Origin of the sequence: Bifidobacterium vansinderenii, from assembly GCF_002234915.1 — a bacterium.
GTDB classification, from domain to species: Bacteria; Actinomycetota; Actinomycetes; order Actinomycetales; family Bifidobacteriaceae; genus Galliscardovia; species Galliscardovia vansinderenii.
This window is the reverse complement of record NZ_NEWD01000006.1, coordinates 106,486-129,576: the sequence shown is the minus strand read 5'-3', so window position 1 is coordinate 129,576 and position 23,091 is coordinate 106,486. Positions and strand designations below refer to the sequence as shown.

Annotated in this window: 18 protein-coding genes and 3 rRNA genes; 12 read left to right on the top strand and 9 right to left on the bottom strand. The window is 62.3% G+C overall.

What is annotated here, in order from left to right; translation table 11 throughout:
• The 6 genes from Tam10B_RS03615 to Tam10B_RS03590 form a co-directional block, all read left to right on the top strand.
• Positions 1-518 (top strand): 23S ribosomal RNA (locus Tam10B_RS03615); the annotation flags it as partial.
• Positions 519-681: 163 nt separating this feature from the next.
• Positions 682-799: ribosomal RNA gene (gene rrf / locus Tam10B_RS03610) — 5S ribosomal RNA — on the top strand.
• Positions 800-1,027: 228 nt separating this feature from the next.
• A 5S ribosomal RNA gene (gene rrf, locus Tam10B_RS03605) occupies positions 1,028-1,144 on the top strand.
• Between the two features lie 121 nt (positions 1,145-1,265).
• A complete protein-coding gene (locus tag Tam10B_RS03600; RefSeq protein ID WP_093959899.1) occupies positions 1,266-2,675 on the top strand; it encodes an MATE family efflux transporter in 1,410 nt (469 codons plus the stop codon).
• A gap of 175 nt (positions 2,676-2,850) precedes the next feature.
• On the top strand, positions 2,851-3,891 hold the full coding sequence (locus tag Tam10B_RS03595; RefSeq protein WP_093959898.1) for a zinc-dependent alcohol dehydrogenase family protein: 1,041 nt from the start codon (positions 2,851-2,853) through the stop codon (positions 3,889-3,891).
• A gap of 163 nt (positions 3,892-4,054) precedes the next feature.
• Positions 4,055-5,167, top strand: coding sequence for a DUF2974 domain-containing protein (locus Tam10B_RS03590; RefSeq protein WP_093959897.1), 1,113 nt, complete (start codon positions 4,055-4,057; stop codon positions 5,165-5,167).
• Positions 5,168-5,201: 34 nt separating this feature from the next.
• Here Tam10B_RS03590 and Tam10B_RS03585 read toward each other — a convergent pair whose 3' ends face one another.
• The 3 genes from Tam10B_RS03585 to Tam10B_RS03575 all read right to left on the bottom strand — a co-directional run bounded on the left by Tam10B_RS03585 (position 5,202) and on the right by Tam10B_RS03575 (position 8,808).
• Entirely contained in the window at positions 5,202-6,020 is an 819-nt protein-coding gene (locus Tam10B_RS03585; protein WP_093959896.1) for a YoaK family protein, read from the bottom strand.
• Between the two features lie 235 nt (positions 6,021-6,255).
• A complete protein-coding gene (locus Tam10B_RS03580) occupies positions 6,256-6,987 on the bottom strand; it encodes a hypothetical protein (protein WP_093959895.1) in 732 nt (243 codons plus the stop codon).
• Positions 6,988-7,191: 204 nt separating this feature from the next.
• Positions 7,192-8,808, bottom strand: a complete 1,617-nt coding sequence (locus Tam10B_RS03575; protein ID WP_233133567.1) for a beta strand repeat-containing protein — start codon at positions 8,806-8,808, stop codon at positions 7,192-7,194.
• Positions 8,809-9,080: 272 nt separating this feature from the next.
• Between Tam10B_RS03575 and Tam10B_RS03570 the strand changes: the two genes are divergently transcribed.
• Positions 9,081-11,612, top strand: coding sequence for an excinuclease ABC subunit UvrA (locus Tam10B_RS03570; RefSeq protein WP_093959894.1), 2,532 nt, complete (start codon positions 9,081-9,083; stop codon positions 11,610-11,612).
• A 33-nt stretch (positions 11,613-11,645) separates the two neighbouring features.
• Here the strand turns inward: Tam10B_RS03570 and Tam10B_RS03565 are convergent, their stop codons facing one another.
• Entirely contained in the window at positions 11,646-15,041 is a 3,396-nt protein-coding gene (locus Tam10B_RS03565) for an ABC transporter permease (protein ID WP_233133566.1), read from the bottom strand.
• A gap of 5 nt (positions 15,042-15,046) precedes the next feature.
• On the bottom strand, positions 15,047-15,748 hold the full coding sequence (locus Tam10B_RS03560; protein WP_093959892.1) for an ABC transporter ATP-binding protein: 702 nt from the start codon (positions 15,746-15,748) through the stop codon (positions 15,047-15,049).
• A gap of 295 nt (positions 15,749-16,043) precedes the next feature.
• On the opposite strand from Tam10B_RS03560, the gene Tam10B_RS03555 reads away from it, so the two are divergent.
• From Tam10B_RS03555 to Tam10B_RS03545, 3 genes are all read left to right on the top strand, one after another.
• Positions 16,044-16,628, top strand: coding sequence for a TetR/AcrR family transcriptional regulator (locus Tam10B_RS03555; RefSeq protein ID WP_093959891.1), 585 nt, complete (start codon positions 16,044-16,046; stop codon positions 16,626-16,628).
• Positions 16,629-16,770: 142 nt separating this feature from the next.
• Positions 16,771-17,427, top strand: a complete 657-nt coding sequence (locus Tam10B_RS03550; RefSeq protein WP_233133565.1) for a phosphatase PAP2 family protein — start codon at positions 16,771-16,773, stop codon at positions 17,425-17,427.
• A gap of 190 nt (positions 17,428-17,617) precedes the next feature.
• Positions 17,618-18,265: a sugar O-acetyltransferase gene (locus Tam10B_RS03545; protein ID WP_093959890.1), complete on the top strand. Its 648-nt coding sequence runs from the start codon at positions 17,618-17,620 to the stop codon at positions 18,263-18,265.
• Between the two features lie 94 nt (positions 18,266-18,359).
• Here Tam10B_RS03545 and Tam10B_RS03540 read toward each other — a convergent pair whose 3' ends face one another.
• Positions 18,360-18,770: a peptide deformylase gene (locus Tam10B_RS03540; RefSeq protein ID WP_093959889.1), complete on the bottom strand. Its 411-nt coding sequence runs from the start codon at positions 18,768-18,770 to the stop codon at positions 18,360-18,362.
• Positions 18,771-18,884: 114 nt separating this feature from the next.
• On the opposite strand from Tam10B_RS03540, the gene Tam10B_RS03535 reads away from it, so the two are divergent.
• Positions 18,885-19,940, top strand: a complete 1,056-nt coding sequence (locus Tam10B_RS03535) for an alpha/beta fold hydrolase (RefSeq protein WP_158214120.1) — start codon at positions 18,885-18,887, stop codon at positions 19,938-19,940.
• On the opposite strand, the gene Tam10B_RS03530 is transcribed toward Tam10B_RS03535, so the two are convergent.
• Complete coding sequence (locus tag Tam10B_RS03530; protein WP_198947517.1) at positions 19,915-20,787, bottom strand: potassium channel family protein; 873 nt, start codon at positions 20,785-20,787, stop codon at positions 19,915-19,917. The genes Tam10B_RS03535 and Tam10B_RS03530 overlap by 26 nt on opposite strands.
• Before the next feature lie 279 nt (positions 20,788-21,066).
• On the opposite strand from Tam10B_RS03530, the gene Tam10B_RS03525 reads away from it, so the two are divergent.
• Complete coding sequence (locus Tam10B_RS03525; protein WP_093959887.1) at positions 21,067-21,897, top strand: tyrosine-type recombinase/integrase; 831 nt, start codon at positions 21,067-21,069, stop codon at positions 21,895-21,897.
• Here Tam10B_RS03525 and Tam10B_RS03520 read toward each other — a convergent pair.
• The gene (locus Tam10B_RS03520) at positions 21,894-22,736 is read right to left on the bottom strand and encodes a peptidoglycan recognition protein family protein (RefSeq protein ID WP_093959886.1); all 843 of its coding nucleotides are present in this window, start codon (positions 22,734-22,736) and stop codon (positions 21,894-21,896) included. The genes Tam10B_RS03525 and Tam10B_RS03520 overlap by 4 nt on opposite strands.
• Complete coding sequence (locus Tam10B_RS03515) at positions 22,733-23,086, bottom strand: phage holin family protein (RefSeq protein WP_093959885.1); 354 nt, start codon at positions 23,084-23,086, stop codon at positions 22,733-22,735. Before Tam10B_RS03515 ends, Tam10B_RS03520 begins: the two co-directional genes overlap by 4 nt.
• Positions 23,087-23,091: the final 5 nt, after the last annotated feature.

The window sequence follows — 23,091 nt, the reverse complement described above, 5'->3', positions numbered from 1 at the left end:
GATAGTGATCCGGTGCCGGCGCACGGGCGCGGCATCGCTCAACGGATAAAAGGTACCCCGGGGATAACAGGCTGATCATTCCCAAGAGTCCATATCGACGGGATGGTTTGGCACCTCGATGTCGGCTCGTCGCATCCTGGGGCTGGAGCAGGTCCCAAGGGTTCGGCTGTTCGCCGATTAAAGCGGCACGCGAGCTGGGTTCAGAACGTCGTGAGACAGTTTGGTCTCTATCCTCTGCGCTCGTTGGAATGTTGAGGAGCCCTGCCCATAGTACGAGAGGACCTGGGTGGACGAACCTCTGGTATGCCAGTTGTCCCGCCAGGGGCACGGCTGGTTGGCTACGTTCGGATGGGATAACCGCTGAAAGCATCTAAGCGGGAAGCCCTCTCCAAGATAAGCATTCCGTCACGCGTTAAGCGTGTGTAGTCCCCATGGAGAACACGTGGTTGATAGGCCGGACGTGGAAGCCCCGCGAGGGGTGGAGCTGACCGGTACTAACGGACGAGCGACAACACAACCCGACCCTTACGGATTGGGTTCCCGGATGATCCCACGCGACCGTCCCGGACAAACACGGAGCACATCGTTCACACTGCGATCGACACGAAAAACATACCGCGTCCGCTAGCCGGTTCCCAAACCGCCACCACACACCCCCGCGGGGGTGATGTTCCAATATTTTGCGGCGGTCATGGCCCAGGGGAGACGCCCGGCACCCATTCCGAACCCGGAAGCTAAGACCTGGCACGGCGATGGTACTGCACTCGACAGGGTGTGGGAGAGTAGCACACCACCGCAATTTACTTTATGAAGCCCTCGATACCTAGTATCGAGGGCTTTTGTTTTTCTATTGCATGTGCCCCGCAAAAAATAGAGGGAAGTCTGGGGATGATGGGCGCTACAGGGAGCTTTGCGGCTTTTGACATGATCGGTGAGCGCAAGCCCGAGAATGATCCCAATAGTCATTGGAATATGGCGCGACACGCCGGGATTTGGCAATAGGGGAGACGTCCTGTATCTTATTTCTTGCTGCGGCCATGGCCCAAGGGAAACGCCTGGTTCCATTCCGAACCCAGAAGCTAAGGCTTGGCACGGCGATGGTACTGCACTCGATAGGGTGTGGGAGAGTAGCACGCCGCAGCATTTACTCTTGAATAAAACGCTTGTCGAGGTCGACAAGCGTTTTTTGTTTTTCAGGGTAAGTTCCGGCACGGGCGGACTAGAATCGCTACGGTTGACTCGATACGTTGAGAAAGATGAAGTATATGAAGGATCGGCGCGCGACAGTCGCACACCATAATCATTCCCATGACGCCGGGCTGGGGACGAGGCCGATCCCGCGGCTCGCATTCGCACTGTCAGTGCCGACCATCGTGGCACAGGCGGCGAACGCGTCGTATACGATCATCGATCGACTGTTCATCGCGCATATTCCCGAGGTCGGCGATCAGGCCATGACCGGTGTGGGCATCTGCTTCCCTATCCTGCTGGCCGTCAGCGCGTTCGCCATGCTGATCGGAGCCGGTGGCGCTCCGCGCGCGTCCATCGAACTGGGGCGTGGCAACTTCAAACGAGCGGAACGCATTCTCGGCGCGAGCACGGCGTTCCTCGTGGCCATATCCATCGTGTTGATGATCGCCCTACAGCTCGCCAAGAGGCCGATACTCATGGCGTTCGGCGCCAGTGACGCCACCATCGAATACGCGGTCGACTTCATCACCGTGTACCTGCTCGGCACGGTGTTCATTCAGCTCACGCTCGGACTCAACAACTTCATTTCGGCACAAGGCAAGACCACCATCGCCATGGTGTCGGTGCTGATCGGCGCGGGACTGAGCATCCTTCTCGATCCGCTGTTCATCTTCGTATTCGATATGGGCGTGCGCGGCGCCGCACTGGCGAACGTGATCGCCCAGCTGATCTCAGCGATCTGGGTGGTGGCGTTCCTCTGCTCCGGGCGCAGCGCCATCCGTCTGCGTCCGGGCAATATCCGTTTCGGCATGATCGTCGTGCCGATCCTGACGCTGGGACTCGCGCCGTTCATCATGCAGATCACCGAATGTCTGATCAACGTGGTCTTCAATTCCGGTCTGCAACGATACGGTGGGGACGACTACGTGACCGCCATGACCATCATCACCAGTCTCATGCAATTGGTGAACGTGCTGTGCACCGGTTTCCAACAGGGCATCCAGCCGATCATCGGCTTCAATTTCGGTGCACGGCAGTACGGACGTGTAAGGCAGGCCATCATCATGGCCTTCGCTACGCAGATCACGTCGGCGGTGGTCTTCGTGGCGCTGATGGCGGTGTTCCCGGGATTCTTCGTCTCATGGTTCACGTCGAATCCGGACGTGACCGACATCGCCGTACGCATGATTCCCGTATTCATGTGCGGCTGGGGCGTGTTCGGCATCCAGATGGGCACGCAGTGCGCGCTGATCGGCATGGGACAGGCCAAACAGTCGATCTTCCTGGCGATCTTCCGCAAGATCATCCTACTGGTGCCGCTGGCGATCATACTGCCGCATTTCATGGGCGCGTTCGGCATCTTCGTGGCCGAGCCGATCTCCGACGCGACGGCCGGTCTGGTAGCCGGCGCAATCTTCGCCGTCACGTATCGAAAAGTACTTGGGGGAGCGCGGACCACATCGGCTATGCGGAACGGTCGGTAGGATGCCGGTAGGACGGTCGGCGGACGAATGACGGCAAGGCCCTGCAGATTCCGGCATCGGTTCCGGTGTGAACGCCTTCGGGCGTGTCGTCGGTTTTACTTCGAGCGCTTGAAGTGCGTAGCGTGAATATCGACAATGCGCTACCGATCATTGCGCTACCGACGAAGGAGTTCTTATGACTGACATGATGAAGGCGGCCGTATTCGAAGCCCCCGGCAAGATGGCCGTGAAGGAGCTGCCGAAGCCGCAGCTGGAGCAGGACGACGACATCGTGATCCGCGTGGTGCGCGCCTGCGTGTGCGGTTCCGACCTGTGGTTCTTCCGTGGCCTGACTCCGCAGACCGTCGGCGGTCAGACCGGTCACGAGTCCATCGGCGTGGTGGAACAGGTCGGTTCGGCCGTGGAATCCGTGCAGCCCGGCGACTTCGTGGTGGTGCCGTTCCCGTTCAGCTGCGGCAAATGCCCGGTATGCAAGGCCGGATTCGAGTCCGTATGCCCGCACGGCGGCTACTTCTCCGCATGCCAGGCCGAATACCTGCGCGTGCCCGAGGCCGACGGCACCGTCGTCAAGGTGCCGGGCAGCCCGTCCGACTACACCGATGAGCAGCTCGCCTCGCTGCTGACCATCTCCGACGTGATGTCGACCGGCTACCATGCCGCGGTCTCCGCCGAGGTCAAGCCCGGTGACACCGCCGTGGTGATGGGCGATGGTGCGGTCGGCCTGTGCGGCGTGATCGCGGCGAAGATGCTGGGCGCGTCTCGCATCATCGCCATGAGCCGTCATGAGGATCGTGCTGCGCTCGCCCGTGAGTTCGGCGCCACCGACATCGTGCCCGAGCGTGATCAGGCCGCCGTTGACAAGGTGCTGGAGATGACCGGCGGCTACGGTGCCGACGCCGTGCTCGAATGCGTCGGATCCAAGCAGTCGTTCGACACCGCGATCGGACTGGCCCGTCGCGGAGCCGTGATCGGACGCGTGGGACTGCCTCACGACGTGGAGATCAGCGCCACCGGCACGTTCTACGCCAACATCGGCATCAAGGGCGGTCCGGCTCCGGTGCGTCATTACGATCTCAACGGTCTGCTCGACGCCGTGCTCAACGGCGACATCAACCCCGGCCGCGTGTTCACCGGCGAGTACGACATCGACCATATCCAGGACGCGTACGAGGCGATGGACCAGCGCAAGGTCATCAAGGCGCTGATTCGTTTCTGACGTGTCGTCAGGCGTAAGACACGGACAGATATTCACTAATCTACAGAGGGGCGGCGGCTCCGCGTACCATGGGCATCATGGACGGTGGAATCGCCGCCCCTCTCGTTTGCGCCGTGCATGGGGATCGTCGAATGGTGTTCGGCACGGTTGGAAGGAACACGTCATGGGCAATGTCATCGATGATATGCGGTCGTCGTTCGACGATTTCGGAACGCGTGCGTTCAACGAGGTGGACAGTCTGGTGCTGTCGCAGCTCGCGTACGTGCACATGCCTGCCGTGGTGCCGCACTATCCGTCGTTCGACATGGTGTCGGTGCAGTCGCTGCTGCGCGCCGAGTCATACGATGCCATGTTCAACCGCGTCTGGTCGCCGCAGACCAATGTGGAACTGGTGCGGGCGATGTGCGAGAACCCACGCTGGCGTGACGTGCGGGTCGGCGGCTATGTGAGCGAGTCCGATCCCGAAACCGCCAAACAGTTCTCCGCCAGCACGTTCGATCTGGGCAACGGGCTGCTGTATATCGCGTTTCGTGGCACGGACAGTTCGATCGTGGGGTGGAAGGAGGACTTCATGATGGCCTTCCGCAGGCCCGTGCCCGCTCAGGAGGCCGCGGCGCGATACGTGCGGGAGGTCGCCGCGCACTGGCATGGGCTGATCATGCTGGGCGGCCATTCCAAGGGCGGCAATTTGGCGGTGTACGCGGCGGCGGTTGCACCCGAGTCGATTCAGGACCGCATCATCGCTGTGTATTCGCATGACGGTCCGGGATTCGACGAGTCGTTCATGAATACGCCGGGCTTCATTCGTATGAAGGGCCGCATGCATAAGACTGTGCCGTCGTCGTCGATCATCGGCATGCTGTTCGAACCCCGTGCTGGTACGGTCGACGATCGTGCGGGATACGTCGTGGTCGTCAGTGACGGCATCGGCATCATGCAGCATTTCGCACTGAACTGGCAGGTGCGTGACGGGGGTTTCGAGAAAGCGGACGGGCTGTCGCAGGGCGCCGGATACGTGGCGGACGTGATCAACGGGTGGATGAACCGGTACGACGATGAGCGGCGCAGACTGTTCATCGAGAACCTGTTCGCCATTCTCGAATCCGGCGGGTACGACACGTTCGGCGAGCTGAGCACGCACTGGCGACAGACCGTGCCCATGATGATTCAGGCGGCGCGGGGCGTGGATCCGGAGGAGCGGGAGGCCATGATCGCCGTGGTGGGTGGTCTGGTGGCGTCGGCTCTGAAACCGGGAGAACCGCAGGCCGAGGAATAGGAAGGGGCTTCCGGAGCCGTTTCTGATCTATCGGTTATCGTTCTCCGACCCACGGGGCGTCGGAGTGAATGTTCGGAAGCATCATCGCGATGACCGCCAGCAGGCAGACGATCATGACCATCAGAATGACGTCCTCATGGCCGCGTGTCTGCAGCAGCGCGCCGGTCAGTGCGCCGAACGCCAGCGCGACCATCACCACGATGCGCCGGCCGAGTTTGGACTGTTCATGACCGTGCGCTGACGTGTCTGCGACCATGCCCGTCAACGTCATCGTGAGCACGGTGGTGGGCAGGTCCGGCACCGAGAGTTTGCGTGCGGTGGAGTTCTGGATGCCCATCGCCGGTGCCAGCAGCATGATGAGCATGATGATATGCAGATCGATGTGGCTGGCGGTGGGGAAGTTCAGACTGGGGGCCGAGCTGCGTTCGGCCGCCAGTGCGCCGGTGCCGCCCATCGGCAGTTCGGCGGAGAAGCGGTTCAGCAGATAGATGCCGATCAGTGCCGCGACAACGAATACCAGTTGCACGCACGTTGATACCAGCAGATGTTTGGCGTGATTGGATCCGAAATGATGGATGATTCGTCCGCCGATGAGCGCGCCCACGATGAACGAGACGAGGGTCAGCGCCGACGTCCACCAGACGAAGCCCTGCGCGTGTGCGATCGCGAAGCCGAGAAACACGATGTTGCCGGTCACGTTGGCGACGAACACGTGACCGAGCGCCAGATAGCTCAGGGCGTCCACCAGGCCGGCGACGAACGTCAGCAGCACCAGCGCGGGGGACAGAAGTCCGTACTTGTCGTCCTTGCGGGGAATCAACGTGCGTTTTGCTTCGGCGAGATGCGATGTCATGATGGCGATGGCGCTCCCTGACGCCTGATGGATTCCTGACCGGAATACTGACGAAGGCTTCTGCCGAATGGCGGAATCCGGTCGGTTGACAATGGACTCGGCCCATTATCAGGCGTCTATGGGACGGCAATGTTTCGGAATGCCGTCTGCATCTGCCTTGGAGTGGCGATTGCAGAGGCATTCCGAAACATCATGAGTGCGCTATGGATACGTTTTTGGCGGGAGGAGTTTCGCCTTAGATCAGTGCGGAGCTGCCGGAATCAGTGGCGCTGCTGGAACTGGAGCTGCTGGATCCGTTCGAGCTGCCGGAGTCGGAGCCTGAGTCGGAACCACTGCCGGAGTCCGAGTTGGAGCCGCTCTGGTTGCCGGGGCCTCCCTGACCGCCGCTCGGCGGCTGGCCCATATTGCCGCCCTGCTGGGAGTTGCCGCCTTCGTTGCCGGGCATCTGCATCTGCTGGCCGCTTTGCGGTCCGTCGTTTCCGGTGACCGCATTCACGGCGAAGGCTCCGGCGGCGCCGCCGATCAGACCGCAGACGAGCGATACGCCGGCGATGATTCCCCACATCTTCTTGCCTAGGCCATTGCCGCCGTTACCGGTCTTCTGCTTTGCGGCAGTCTGCGGGGGAACGGCCTGCGGGTGGAGCAGGTTGTCGGGCGCGGCCCCCGGAGTTTGGGCGGGCTGTGCGGGGCGGGTGGTTCCAGACGGGGAGGCCCCGTTCTGCGGAATGGAGGTCTGGGGATTGACCGACTGGGCGCCGGAGGCGGGATACTGTCGGGATGTCTGAGCCTGCGGGGCGTATGCCTGCTGCGCATACGGTTGCTGGGCGTTCTGATTGACGGCGTAGTCGGGCGCGACGGGTGCGTACGGCTGCTGGGGCGTCTGCTGCTGGGAGGACTGCGTCGCAGTGCTCGCATCCGTGCCGGACTGGGCGGGCTGCTGGGGATTGGTGGGATTGGTGTTGGTCATGGTGTGCTCCTTGGTGGATGAAGTGAGATGGATTCGGGATGGATGCTGATCGGGTAAGCGGGAAGGAAGGCTCCCCTCAGTCAGCTTTGCTGACAGCTCCCCTCCGCAGGGAGGGGAGCCATGGGTGATGGGTCTGACGGGGGCGACGCCCAGATTGGAAGGCTGACGCCACAGGGGAGCCATGGGTGATGGGGCCGACGACTATCAGTTCATGGTCCAGGAGGTGCTGGTGCCGAACTGGGAGTCGAAGTCGCTGCGGTCGATGGTTTCGGTGGCGAGCTCCGTATCCTCCCCGGCATTCACAGTGGTGGAGTAGTCGCCGGTCACGGTCACGGTGATGTCACTGTCGCCGGAGACCACGGTCTTGCCGTTCGCCTTGATCGTCACGGTCTTGCCGTCCGAATCGACCACCTTGCCGCCGTCGGCCACGTTGAGCGTGGAGATCGTGGTGTCCTCGGTCACCACCCAGGTGGAGGTGCCATCCACGTTCACGCTGATCGGGGCGTCGCTGGTCGTGCTGTCCGTTGCGCTGCTGTTGTCGGTGATCGACGCCGAGCCGGTCCAAGTGGTGCCCTTGAGCAGGTACAGGTTCACCGTGGAGATCGTGTCGGAGGTCACCTTGCCCTCCAACGTCTGGTTGCGGCCTGTGAAGTTCACGGTCGCGCCGTTCGAGCCTGCCGAGCCCCAGTTGTTCGCATCGTTGCCGGATGCGTTGATCAGCGTGGCCTTGGTGGTGTCGAAGTCGAGCGTGGTGTTCTGCAGCACCACGTCGGCGGTGGTGTTGGTGAAGTAGAACATCGAACCGGATTCGATGGCCGACTTCAACGTGGAGTCCTTGGCCTGGAACGTGGCGTGCTCGCCGGTGGACGACTCGGCGTCGCCGGACGTGGACTGGTAGATGATCACGCCGTTGGCGATCGGATCGGAACCGGTCTTGCCGGTGTTCGTGCTTTCCAGCGTGGAATTGCTGATCAGGATGGTGTTGTATCCCTCCATGCCGGCGATCTGACTGCCGGACGAGGTGCCGGTCACATTGTTCGCCTGCACGTCACCGGTGGAATACAGCAGCGGGGATCCGGAGCCTTCCGTGGACAGCGTGGAATCGGTGATCGACACGTTGCCGCCGCCTCGGTCGGTGGCAACCGTGGCGCTATGGTCGCCCTTGGTGGATGCGGTCACCGTGCCGGCCAAGATCGTGCCGGAATATGTGGCGTCGAGTCCACGTGAATTGTCGGATGTGGTGCTGATCGTCGTGTTGTTGACCAGCGCGGTGCCGGAATCCGTGGCGAACACGCCGTTCGAGCCGGAGCTGGACGCCGTGATCTTGCTGCCGTTGATGACGGTCTTGGAATCCTCGCCGACGGTGAGCGAGACGGAGTTCGTGCCATAGAAGTTGTTGTTGTCCGCATTGTCGCTGTCGCCGGACTTGGTGAGCGTGCCGTTCGTGATGGTGAGCGTACCGCCGTTCTGCGCCAATGCCGTATTGACATCGGAATCCGAGGACTCGACGGTCTCTCCGTCGGATGCTTTGGATTCGCCGTCGGCCGTGAGCGTGGCGGAGTAGGAGCCGGTGTAGTCGTATTCCATGGTGTTGGCGCCGCCCATGCCGCCGGGGGCTCCGGTCTGCGACATGGACGACGAGGAGAAGTGCTGGATCGCGAACGCGCCACCGGCTCCTGCGGCGAGACCGCCGGCCAGAGAGAACGCCGCCGCGATGGCGATGAGTTTTCGAGTGGCGAGTACCGGGCGGGCGTTTCCGATGCCTGCGTTGCGGGAACGCGAAGCGGATCTGCGTGGAGTCGCCGACCTGTGCATGTTCATGATCGTCCTTTCGAAGTTGTTGATTTCATTGAACAACGGTTAGCGAAAAGACAACTTTGGAGGAACGTAAGGGGGTCTTGGCGGTCGCGTAAGGGGTACTCGGCATCTCGACAATAATCGCCGGAAGTTTTCTGAATGCTCGCTGGATATGCCAATCGGTGTGCGTTGCCGGTCCAGGAAGTCACGCGCTTCTACAATGGGGCGTTGAACACCGACAATATCCGGCAGGCACGGCTGATGGCCGCGTCGAATGAGATGACGGAGGGGATTGCATGACGGGCAGGGAATCGCATAGGCCGTCGAAGATCGAAGTGCGCGGAGCACGGGTGCACAATCTCAAGAACATCAACGTGGACGTGCCGCTGAACCAGCTGGTCGGCATCGCCGGAGTCTCCGGATCGGGCAAGTCCTCGCTGGCACTGGGCGTGCTGTATGCGGAAGGCTCACGCCGGTATCTGGAGGCGCTGTCCACGTACACGCGCCGCCGACTCACCCAAGCCGGAAGAGCCTCGGTGGACGAGGTGCTGCACGTGCCGGCCGCGCTCGCCCTGCATCAGCGGCCAAGCGTTCCGGGCATCCGTTCCACGTTCGGCACGATGACCGAGCTGCTCAACAGTCTCCGGCTGCTGTTCTCCAGGGTCGCAACGCACGTCTGCCCGCATTGCGGAGCCCGGAACGCGCCGACGCTGAACGTTGCCGCGGAACGCCCGATCGTCTGCTCGGAATGCGGAGAGCAATTCTTCGGCCCTGGCGCCGAAGACCTCGCCTTCAACTCGGGCGGTGCATGCCCGACCTGTTCGGGAACCGGCATCATTCGCGAGGTGAACCGCGCCGCGCTGGTGCCCGACGAGTCGAAAAGCATCGACGACGGGGCCGTGCTCCCGTGGGGCTCCCTGATGTGGGATCTCATGAAACAGGTGTGCGGCGCCATGGGCGTGCGCACGAACGTGCCGTTCCATGATCTGACCGCCAAGGAACGGGACCTCGTATTCAACGGTCCGGCAGTCAAGAAACACATCCTGTACAAGCCGAAGAAAGGCGACGACTTCGCCGAACTCGACTTCACGTACTTCAACGCGGTGTACACCGTGGAGAACGCGCTCACCAAGGCCAAGGACGAAAAGGGACTGAAGCGCGTCGCTAGGTTCCTCAAGGAGGGGCCATGTCCGGACTGCCGGGGCACACGACTGTCTGTCCGGGCGCGTAACCCACGAATCAACGATCTCAATCTGGCCGACGTGACGGCCATGACATTGGACAAGGCGGTGGAATGGGTACGGTCCGTTCCCGATCTGCTTGACGACGACATGCGTCCGATGGCAGTGAACATCGGCGAATCCTTCCTCGACGTGGCGAAGCGTCTTCTGGAACTTGGACTGGGGTATCTGTCGCTTGACCGGGCCGGTTCCACGCTGTCCACCGGCGAACGCCAACGCGTACAGCTGGCCCGCGCCGTGCGCAACCGCACCACGGGCGTGCTCTACGTGCTCGACGAGCCGTCCATTGGACTGCATCCGTCGAACGTCGACGGTCTGCTCGGCGTGATGGACGATCTGGTATCGGACGGCAACTCGGTGGTCGTGGTCGATCATGACGTTCGGGTGCTCAAGGCCGTCGACCATCTCATCGAAATGGGACCGGTGGCCGGAGCCGAAGGCGGTCATGTGATCGCACAGGGGACCGTCGCCGAAATCGCGTCGGCGCCGAACAGTCGCATCGCGCCGTTCCTGCGGGAGGACTCCGCACGACGAATCCGCGAGCGGGTTCCCGAGGATCACATGTTTGACGCCGGACGCATCCACATGGACACCGGCGCATTGCACACGGTCAAACCGCTTTCCGTGGATATTCCCCGCGGACGGCTGACCGTGGTGACCGGCGTCTCTGGATCAGGCAAGACCACGATGGTGCTGGAGACACTGATCCCCGCACTGAAGGCTGCCGCCGCGCACGAATCACTGCCGTCACATGTGCACGGCATTGAGTCCGATGGCATCGCCCGCGCCAACCTAATCGACGCCACGCCGATCGGCGCCAACGTGCGGTCCACGGTGGCCACCTACGCCGGCGTGCACGATGAGCTCCGACGCGCCTTCGCCAGGGGAGAAGAGGCGAAGACGGCCGGATATAAGGCGGGCGACTTCTCCTACAACACCGGCCGCCTGCGCTGCCCGACCTGCGACGGCACCGGACAGATCAGCCTCGACGTGCAGTTCCTGCCCGACGTGGACATCGACTGCCCGGACTGTCGGGGAAGCCGGTACTCGGCCGAGGCCGATCGCATCCATCGCCGTTCCAGGAACGGAACGCTGCTGACACTGCCGCAGCTCATGTCCATGAGCGTAGACGAGGCGTTGGGCGTCACCGAGGATCTGCGCAAGGTCCATGCGCGTCTCACCACACTGCACGATCTGGGACTCGGATATCTGACCCTTGGCGAGCCCACGCCGGCGCTTTCCGGCGGGGAGGCGCAGCGGCTCAAGCTCGCCAGCGAGATGGGCAAGGCCCAGTCGGACGCCGTCTTTGTGTTCGACGAACCGACCATCGGCCTGCATCCGCTCGACGTGCAGGTGCTGCTCGGCGTGTTCGACGGTCTGGTGGCCAACGGTGCCACCGTGGTGGTCATCGAGCATGATCTCGACGTGATCGCCAACGCGGACTACATGATCGACATGGGGCCGGGAGGCGGCGAAGCCGGCGGACGGATCGTCGCCGCCGGCACGCCCGCCCATGTCGTGACGGTCCCGGAAAGCGTCACCGGGAGGTACCTCGCCGCCTACTGCGGAAGCGATTCGTCCCGGTAGCTGCCGGTGGCTGCGTGCACACGCGGCTGCCGGCTACTCCACGGACTTCAAGGCACCGAGCATGTCTACGTTGCGCAACCGTCGGTACACCACCCAACCGAGTGCGGCCAGCACCACGCCGACCACAACGACCGGCACCACGAACGCCAACCATCCCAGAGCCGGATCGAACATGACCTCGTCCGGCGGCACCTCGGTGATGATGTATCGGTGCAGCCACGCGCCGAACCCGTATCCGGCCAGAATGCCCAGACCGGACAGCAGAATCGTCTCCCGATAGATGTACATCGTGGTCTCGGTGCTGTGGAAGCCCAGCACCTTGATCGTCGACAGTTCGCGAATGCGCTCCGAGACGTTCAGATTCGTCAGATTGTACAGAATCACGATCGCCAGCAGCGCGGCCACCAGAATCAGCACCTCCATGATCTGATCGAGCGAATCGACGATCGTGGCCACCTGATTCTTCATCGTCGTGTTCTGTACCACGCCGCGCACGCCGTCCATCGCCATGAAACGGGCGCCTTGCCTCCCCGTGTTCTCGACACTGGAATCCTTCAGTCGCACCAGATAGGCGTTCGACTGATACTCCCCGCCGAACACGCGCTCATAGCCGCCCGACGTCATGAAGATGAAATGGCCGATATACATCTCGGAGATGCCGCCGACCCTCATGCGCCGTTCCACACCGCTGCCGTCCGTGACCGTGAACGTGTCTCCGACCCGAACATCCAGCATGTCGGCCATGCGCTCGCTGATCACCACGCCGTCGTCCGTCAGCACCTGCGGATCGTGCGAGGTGCGGTCGCGCAGCGTGATGTAGTCGCCGAAATTATAGGCGTCGTCGGTGGCGATCAACGTGATGGTCTGCTTGTCGTTCGCCTTGCCCGCCGTCTTGGTGACCTCCTCGTAGCGGATGGCGCTGGACTCGGAGACTGATTCGTCCGTCATCGCGTCAGACAGCGTCTTGCGCTGCTCGTCGTTGTTGTCGGACTTCTCCGCGACGATCATGTCGTAGTGGATGAGATCGCCGAACTGACGTTCGCTGATCTGCCCGATGGACGACTGCACGCCCAGACCGGCGGTCAGCAACGCCACCGCGCCGCACACGCCGAAAATGGTCATGAACATGCGCGTCTTATATCGGAAGATGTTGCGTGCCGTCACCTTGCGCGTGAAGCTCAGACGGTTCCACAACGGAGTGATGCGCTCAAGGAGGATCTTCGCCCCCTTCGCCGGAGGCTTGGGCAGCAACAGGTTCGCCGGCTTCTCTCGCAGCTCCCTGCCCGCCGACAGGCATGCCGGCACCACGGCGCTCACCCACGCCAGCGCGCACGCCACCGCGGTGATCCCCGGATGGAACTCCAAAGCGATGCGCGGCATGGTGAACCCGGAATCATAGGCGTTATACACGATGAGCGGCAGCAGCGTATGGCCCGCGGCCACGCCGATCAGCGTGCCGATCGTGGACGCCGTGAACCCGTAGAACACGAACTTCTTGAGAATGTCGCCGTTGCCATAGCCGAGCGCCTTGAGCGTACCGGAATTGGTGCGCTCCTCGTCGACCATGCGACCCATCGTGGTGAACGTGACCAGCGCCGCCACGAAATACAGAAAGAACGGGAAGATGTTCGCCAGCTTGCGTACGATGTCGGCGATGATCTCATACACGCGGTAGCCGTTCGAGGTCAGTCCCTCGCGACGGCCGTCGATTGAATACGCGGGCACCTCCAGCGAATCCACCTTCTCCCGGGCCAGGGCGATGTCATGCTCGGCATCGGCGATCTTCTGCTCGGCCTCCGGCTTGGCGTCGTTGAACTCCTGCAGCCTGGCATCGTACTCCTCCTCGGCCTTCTCGATCTGCCGTTGCCCCTCGATGAGCTGCGTGGCTCCATCGCTTACACTGTCGGTGGCCTTGGAGACCGCCGAACCGAGCTCATGCTGCTTGCTGGCAAGCTGCCTGGACGCGTCGGCGAGCGCGGCCGCGTTGTCCTGATACTCCTGCGAGCCATGGTCGAGCTGCTGCGCGCCGGCGTTCCACTGTTCGAGCCCGGAATTGTAGGCGCTCAGTCCGTCGTTGTACTGGCTGACGGCGTCGTTGTAGGCGTTCAGCGCCTGATCGTAGCGTGCCTTGACGGTGTCGTACACGCTGCCGGTCAGACCGGTGTTCGCCCAGGAGTTCAATAGGGATCCGGTTTTGTCGAGCACGGGTTTGACGGCTTCGAGCTGGGTGCGCGCCTGGTCGAGCTGGGTCTTGGCATCGGAAAGCTGCTGCCATGATGTGCCGAGCTGGGCCTGTCCGCCGGTGAGCTGCTGGGCTCCGGCCGCCAGCTGGGTCTGCGCGGAGGTGATCGAGCTGCCGGCCGCGGCGATCTGCGCCACGGCGCCGGAGAGTTCCGCGCTCGCGGCCGAGGCCTGGTCGATGGCCTGGGTGGAGCCGCTGGCCATCTGATCCTTGGCCGATTCGATCTGCGTCTTGGCGTCGTCTAGCTGCCGCTGTGTGTCGTTGAGCTGCTGCTTGGCGTCGTCCACCTGCTGTTGGACCTTGTCGATCTGGTCGCGGCGTTCCGTGCGGATCGACTCTTCGCGTGCCTGCGGCTGGCCGGCAAGACGCTTGGTCAACATGTTCTTGTGCTGCTGCACCAGATCACGGTATTCGGTGGTCCAGTAGTTCACGTCGCGGGTGTCGGTAAACGTGACGCGGCCGATCATGCTCACGTCGGAATCGAACGTGCTGTCTGGTACTACCGCGTATCCGTCGAGCTTGCCGCTGCCGGCGGTCGACTGGCCCATATTGAGGTCCGAGACGATCTCGCTGGCTTCGACGAATCCAGTCACGGTGAAGTCCGTGTGCGTGAGCACGGTGTCGCCGGCGATGTCGGGCTGTTCGCTCACGTGGATCGTGCTGCCGACGGCGTATTTGCCGCGCTCGCCGGTGTCCAGGGCGATCTCCGTGGCGGCGCGCGGCATGCGGCCTTCCGCGATGGCGTAGGTGGATACGGTCGTGGGCTGGGAGAACACGCGCAGACTGTGGTCGCTGCCGGTGATGGTCACGTCTTTGAAGTATCCGAATTCGGCGTCGCGCACGCCGGGCGTGCCGCGGATGATCGTTTTGTCGTCGTCGGTCAGTCCGTAGTCGCTGATGATGGTGACGTCGGCCAGATTGTGGTCGTTGTAGAACGTGGTGCCGGTGCTTTGCATGTCGGGTGCGGTGACGGACAGGCCCACCAGGGCGAACGATCCCAATGCCATCAGGCTGACGATGGAGAGGAATCGGCCCTTGGATTTCGCCAGGGTCTGTCGGATGTCCTTCCACAGCATGCGTTTGCGCATCGGGCCGCGTGATGTGGTGCCGGTGCGGGACCTCCTGCCTGCGTATGCCCTTCTGCCGCTGCGTGATCGTGTTCCACGGCGTGCGCGTGTTCTGTTCATGCCGGTCACCATTCCAGATCCTTGATATTCATCGGATGCTCGTTCGTCTCGATCGATTTGACGCGGGCGTCGTGCATGTGGATCACGCGGTCGGCGATCGGTGCGATGGCGGAGTTGTGCGTGACGATCACCACGGTGGCGCCGTCGTTGCGGCTCTTGTCCTGCAGGATCTGCAGCACCTGCTTGCCGGTGTTGTAGTCGAGCGCGCCGGTGGGTTCGTCGCACAGCAGGATCTTCGGATTCTTGGCCACGGCTCGGGCGATGGCCACGCGCTGCTGTTCGCCGCCGGACAGTTGTGCGGGGAAGTTGTCGATGCGGTCGGCGAGCCCCACGTCGGTGAGCGCCTTGACGGGGTCCTGTGCGTTGCGGACGATCTCGGAGGCGAGCTCCACGTTCTCCTTGGCGGTGAGGTTGGCAACGAGATTGTAGAACTGGAAGACGAAGCCGATGTCGTGCCGGCGGTATTCGGTGAGCTGATGCGACGTGTAGCCGGAGATGTCCCTGCCGTCGATGATCACCTGGCCTTCGGAGTTGGTGTCCATGCCGCCCAGAATGTTGAGCACGGTGGATTTGCCGGCGCCGGACGAGCCGAGGATGATGGCCAGCTCGCCTTTTTCGATGCCGAAGGTCACGTCGTTGTTGGCCACGATGGTGGTGCTGCCCATCTGATAGCGCTTGTAGCTGTGAACCATTTCGATGTACGCCATGGGGGCTCCTTTCGGTGGGTGTGGGCGGCGATGCCGATGCGATGATCGTCGATGCGGGATGTCGTTGTCCGGGAGATCGGCCCTCATCGGTTATGAACAACATGTTGATTCGCCTGCATTGTATGGACCGGATGATCGGCCGGGCAATGGTCAGAAACGCGAAAAGCGTTCATAATGAACGGTTTTCGGAAAATTGATCAGTATGGCATCGGCAATGCACAACATGTTGATATTGTTGGGCACAACGAACGGCCGCCACACTGACAACTCGAGGGCGAAAGGAGATCGGACGGTCATGCAGCAAACCACCAAGACCAGGGCCAAGATTCGCGCCGCCTACATCGAACTGCTGAAAAGCCGGGGGTTCGAGGCCATGACCGTCAGCGCCATCGTGCGCACGGCCGGCATCAACCGCGGCACGTTCTACCTGCACTACGTCGACAAGTTCGATCTGCAGCAGCGGCTGCTCGACGACGTGATCGACGATCTGACGGCCATCATGCTGTCCGGCTCGCCCGTGGCCGGCGTCGACAACGCCGAGGACATCTTCAGCACGGAGTCGATCGCCGAGGCGCTGCGCTACATCAAACGGGATTACGAGTTCTTCGACGCGGTGTCCGGTTCGGGCAGCGACATGCAGCTCTACGACCGGTTCAAGGACGTGCTCAAACGGATGCTGATCATGCAGGCCGGGCGTCTGGGCCTGCCGATGCGCGAGCATGGCGATATGCCGCGCGACTACGCGTTGGAGATCATGGTCTCATCCGTCGTGTCGATCATCTGGATGTGGATGCGCCGCGGATGCGAGGAGAGTCCCGAGCGGATCTGCGCGATCATCGAACGCAACAAGGTCATCGCGCCCATCGACATTCTGAAATGACGCCATGCAATGACATTCCGAAATGAATCGAACAACGTGTGTGGTTGCTGTATGGTCTGACGAATCTTGGGAGTGTCTCAGTGGGCATGGGGAATAATGACTCCCCGTGCGTATGAAAACATTGGGAAAACGAACACTGAGAATGGTCTGGCGGACGCTGTGGCGCAACTCGCGCAGCGTGATCCTGGTGCCGGCGGTGGCGCTGCTGTGCGCGATCATGCCCATGATTGGCGTGGGATTGCGCGATTCGACATCAACGATGCTGGAGGAGACGGAGTTCCTGCAGTCGCTGCGCAACCTGCCCGTCGGCTTCGATGTGCTCTCGACCATGCTGGCATGGATGTTCTCCGGCATCGGCTGTGTGGTCATCATGGCGGTGCTCGCCTACGTGGCGTATCGGCACAGTCGGTCGGTGCGCAAGGTGGTGCGCAACCTGATCGTGTCCATCAGCCCGACCGCCTACGTGACCGGCGTCAAACAGGTGGTGGAACGGCCTCGCCCCTCCACATCGGTCGGCTCGTCCCTGCTGCCGAGCGACCCGAGCTTTCCCAGCGGGCACACCGCCGGAGCGGTCATGGTGGCGACCATGGGCGTGCTTATGACCCGCAGCATGAAACGACGCATCCGGCACGCGGTGGTTATCATCGGCGTGCTGTTGGTGGCCGCCGTCGGGTTCTCCCGACTGGTGCTCGGCCTGCATTTCCCCACCGACGTGCTGACCTCGATCCTGGTGTGTCCGGCCATCTCCTACGCCCTGTGGTACCTGTTCGTGGACGTGGGCAAGCGTCGAACTCGCTAGAAGCCGGTTCACGATTGCGAGAGTGCCATAAATCGTGAACCGAAGTCGGTTCGCCGATCAGCATGATTGCAATGGGAGACCATTGTTTTCTGGTTCACGATTTGCATGCCCCTGAAAATCGTGAACCGGAAACCGGCCATGCTTTAATGGATGGGTGACTTTGACGCCATGAAACAAGGAGGTTTGACCCATGAATGCCGAAGAGAAAGCCGAAATGCGCGAACACTTCGCCGAAATGCTCGGCGGTGACGTCTACCTGCCCACCGATCCCAGGTTCTTCCCCGTGCAGGCCGCCCAGCGAGACATCCAGATGGAGCTTAACGCCACCCCGATGAGCGACCAGAAACGCCGGACCGAACTCATGCAGGAGTTCTTCGGCGCCGCCGGCGAAGGACTCTACCTGGAATGCCCGGTGTACGCCAACTGGGGATGCAACACCTTCTGGGGCGAACGCTGCTACGCCAACTTCAGCCTCACGCTCGTCGACGACGGTGAGATCTACATCGGCGACCACACGATGCTCGGCCCGAACGTGACACTCGTGGCCACCGGACACCCCATCCGCCCCGACCTGCGGCTCGAAGGCGCCCAGTACTCGTTCCCCATCCACATCGGCAAGAACGTGTGGATCGGCGCGAATGTGACCGTGATGCCCGGCGTGACCATCGGAGACAACACTGTGATCGGCGCGAACAGCCTCGTCACCAAGGACATCCCCGCCAACGTGGTGGCGTTCGGCACCCCGTGCAAGGTGGTGCGCGAGATCAACGAACACGACGACGAATACTATTGGCGCGATCGCCGGTTCAAGCCGCCATTCGACAAGGTGGGAGAATAAGCGGCTCCGAGGTTCTTCCCTCCTTCAGTCCAGCCTGTGGCCGGACAGCTCCCTCCCCGGAGGGAGCACATCGGTACGGGGCTGAATGGTGGGGTCAGATCACGATGCCGTTGCAGTGGTCGATCTCATGCTGGATGATCTGCGCCGTCCAGCCCTCGAAGTTCTCGGTGCGGCGGCGGAACGCCGGATCGTCAAATGAGACCGTGATGCGACGATAGCGGGTGGTCCCGCGCTCGCCGACCAACGACAGGCATCCCTCACGGGTCTCATACGGTTCGGACTGCGCGGTGATCCGCGGATTGAACATCGCGCGGGCCGTACCGTTGTCGTCGAACACGATCACCTGCTTGGAGATGCCAATCATGTTGGCCGCCATGCCCACGCATTCGTTGGCGTGCGCGGTCAGCGTATCCAGCAGATCCTGCGCCACCCTGGCATCGTTCTTCGTGGCTGGGGCGGACGGCTGCGACAGGAATGCCGCGGAGGTCATGATCGGTCGGCGCATGGGGAGGCTCCTTGATGATGGGATGAATGGTGACGGACGCAGATCGTCGTCATGCCGTTCCAGCTTACGGCAAGATCGACGACCATCCTGCCGCGACGGGCGCACAATGAAGGCATGACACAGGTTGGGATGAACTCGCATGGCGCGGACGCCCGGCACCAAAAGCATGCGATCAGCGAACGACATACGGTGACACTTGGGGGAGTGCCACAGAAGATCTCCGTGGAAGGACCGGGAGGTGAAGCGCCGGTCATGATCATGTTCCACGGCGGGCCATGGGCGCCGTTCATCTACGGACTCGCCTACCGCGGCTTCTATCCGGAACTGTCCAGCCGATTCACACTCGTCTGGTGGGACCAATACGGCTGCGGCAGGAACGCCAGACGACTGCGCGACATGCCATCCGACATCAGCGTGGAAACGTTCGCGCACATGGCCATCGGCTTGACCGACGAAATCCGCAGACGATTCCCGCATAGTCCGATCCTGCTCAACGGATACTCGTTCGGCACCTACCTGACCATGCAGACGGCCGCCGCACGTGAATCGGACATCGCCGGCGTGATCAACCTCGGACCGATCATGAGCATGCGCGAAGCCACCGGACACTTCCGCGCCGCATGCGACCGTCGGATGAACGAGCGCGAACGGTTCAGAATGCAACGGCTGCAGACTGTGGAACGCTACGATCCCTACGCCGCCTACGTGGAACAATTGGCCGGCAAATACACGAACTGCTGCCACTACAGAGGCGCATCGTCGGGTGACGGTTCGGCATGGCGCACGATAACAGACAGTTGGCGCAACGATGCCATGTTTCGCCGGTGGATGCTACGCCTGGTAACCTCCGGAGACTACCGTCCGCTCGACCTGATCGGAGCCGCCATGGGAACGCTGCCATACGGCCGCACATCGCGACGATTCCACACGCTCTGGGACTCCATGGAAAACATCGACCTCTGGTCGCTCGCCGAACGACTCACCGTCCCCATGATCTATCTTCAGGGCGACGCCGAACTCTACGTGCTGCCCGACAAGCTGGCCGCGCTCGCCGAACGCAGACCCAACGTGGAATACGTACGGCTCGCCCACAGCGGACATATCCCGACAAGCCGGGCATGGGAACAGGCGATGCAAGCCATGATCAGGTTCGGCGAGACCGTTTCGTAAGTGGCTCCCGTGACCGTGCACGCTCGCCATCGCGTTCTTCGATGAGCTGGGCGAGCTGCGCGGACAGGGCGTCGATCTTGGCCTCCAGATTGGCGTCACGGGTGGCGCTCTCCTGTGCGTCCTCATCAAGTTCGCGGCTCATCTGCGCCTCGAGGGTCTTGGTGAACGCCTTCTGATCGCCCACCTGCACGCGTTCCATGATCCACGACGCCACCATGGCCGAGACCACGCCGATCAGCGTGATGCCGCCGAGCATGAGCGCCGCCGCGACCAGACGGCCCTGCCATGTCGTGGGCGCGTAGTCGCCGTAGCCCACCGTGGTCACCGTGACGAACGCCCACCACACGGCGTCGCCGAAATCGTCGATCTGCCTGGTGGGGGCGTACTGTTCCACGTCGTACACGGCGAGCGCGCCCACGTAGATCATCATCGTGACCGCACCCACCACATAGATGGCGATTCGGCCGCGCAACGCCATGCCGGACGTGCGGTTGAGTACCTTGAGCACCATGAACAGGCGGAGCAGCCGCAGTGGCCGCAGCATGGGCAGTACGACCGTGGCAAGATCGAACAGGTGACGGAAGAACCAGAACTGGCGGTTGTCCGACAGGATGAGCGACACGATGTAGTCGGTGGCGAACATCACCCAGATGATGTTCATGATGGTTTCCGTGACGATCGTGCTGGATGGGCGGGCGAGCACCTGATACGAGTAGACGACGAGGAACACGACGGCGGCGCCGGTCATGGGCCATTCCGTCCACTTGCGCCACTGGTCGAGCGTGAGTCGGTTGTGGCGCTTCGGACCGTTTGGTTCGGGGGCGTGAATCTCGTGAATCTTCGGCATGATATTCGACACCTTCGTCGGTTCTGTACCGTTCATGATTCCAGAGTATCCCAGAACGGTGGGGGATACGTCGGATGCGGTTCGGATGGGGAAGATGGGTTGGTATGCATTATGCGTGGCTTCCCATGACGGGAAGCCGGAAATGCAAGAAGTATGAAGTAGGGCCGCAGGGGCTTGAACCCTGGACCGACGATTCATCGATTCCAGAGGTTCGATTTCCTGCAAGGCGTATTGTACTGACATTGGCCGATTAGCTAGGATGACGAAATATGGTGCACCATGACCAGATATCGCAACCGGCATGTGGCACCGCCCCCGACACAACGCCTGATCGACTCGTATCTTGATTCGCTGCGCGCCGCAGGGCAGCGGCCTCAGACATTGGATACCCGGTACAGGCAGCTTGTGAGGATTCTCAGTGAAGTGGATCCACTGACATGCACCGATGAAGACATCGTTGGTTGGTTGGCCGCGCGACGGTGGGCGGCCGAGACCAGAAAAAGCAATCGTTCCGCCATTCGCGGATTCTTCCAGTGGCTGCAACGGACAGGGCGCCGGGCCGATGACCCTGCCTATGATCTGCCCAGGATACGCGCGCCGAAGCCTCAGCCACGGCCGTGCCCGGACAGGCATGTGACGGCCGCGCTCGGCATGGCCGAAGATCTCGGCGAGACCATCATGGTGCGCGCGGCGGCGGAATACGGGTTGCGGCGTGGCGAGATAGCGCGGCTCAGCAGCAACGACGTCATCGATGATGCGGGCGGTCGGGCGCTGATCGTCCACGGCAAGGGCGGCAAGACGCGCACGCTGCCGATCTCGGACGATTTCGCCGCTCTGGTCTTGGCTCACGACGGGTACGTGTTTCCCGGCCGGTTCGGCGGGCATGTAGAGGAATCGTACGTGGGTACGCGTCTGTCCAGGCTGCTGCCGGACGGGTTCGGCGCCCATACGCTGCGTCACCGCTTCGCGACGCGCACGTATGAGAGCACGCGGGATATCCTCATGGTGTCCCGCGCGCTCGGTCACGAATCGGTCGCAACGACGCAACGCTATGTCGCGCTGCCTGCCGACATGCTGCGCGATATGGTCGAAACCGCGCGTCTCGCCTAGCCTTCGGCGCTCACGGTGATCTTCAGGGCGTCCAGTTTGGCCTTCACCGCGTCCTGCACGGTCTTGGCGATGTCCTGCGGGTCGGCGCCCATGGCCTTGGACAGGGCCTCTATGGCGGCGGCCTGCGCGGTGATCGTTGCCGACATCTCGCGCACGCGCTTGTCGATGTTGACGACGCGCGTGTAGATGTCGCCGTTGGTGCCGTCGCCGGTGCCGGCGTCATCGGTTCGGCCGAGGATGGCGAAGAGTCTCGCGGTGTCCCAGTGTGTGAAGCTTAGGTGTTTCCATGCCTCGATGTCGTTCTTGCCGTATTCGCCTTCCTGTCCGATGCCGGCGTTCCATACGTCCTGTGGTGTCATGGTTTCGGGTTCCTTTCCTGTCGCCACCAGATTCCTGAATTGGTCCCATGTGTATCCCCACCTGGTGAAGTAGGGGATGGGGTCGGTGTGGTCGGTGCCACCCCACCGTGATCGGGCGATGTCGTGGTTGATGAGCCGGTCCATGCCCCAACCGTGGGCGTTCAGCCGTTCGCGCACCACGGCGGCGGCGATGATGATGCCGCGTGCGAAGTCGTCCCGGTTGGTCGCTTCGCAGATCTCCAGTCCCTCGACCATGCGATTGCCGTTGCCCACCTGCCAGCACACGCGGTTGTAGGGCACGGTGTGCAGGGCTTCCTTCCAGTCGCTGACCAGGTGTACGGCGTACGGGTAGTCGCGTGACCACAGACTGGCGTGGTTGGCGGCCGTCGCTCCCGGATTCGCGGTGGAATGCACGCAGAAGTAGGACGGGGTGAAGACGCCGTGTCCCCCGTTGACGATGCGCTCCTTGATGACGCTCATGACTTTTTCCCGTCGTCGCGGCGGAACAGGTCCAGCACCGGACTTTGGGCCAGTTCGGGGTTGATCTGCACCAGATTCTCAAGGATGGATGCCGTCTCGGTGAGGATGATGTACACGCACGCGGGGATGACTAATGGCAGCGTGTATCCGAGATCCACCCAATGCTGTCCGTGCTCGATGACGCCGGCCAGCACGACAACGAGCACGTACGCGCTCTTGTGCCACAGTCCCTCGCGCATTTTCCCGCTGTCGATGTCGTGGGCGTGCGCGGCCTTGGCGATGCCGGTGCCGTAGTCCATGATGATGAGGATGCCGGTAATGATGAGCGCGGCGAGTTCGGTGGTGTTCATGCCTA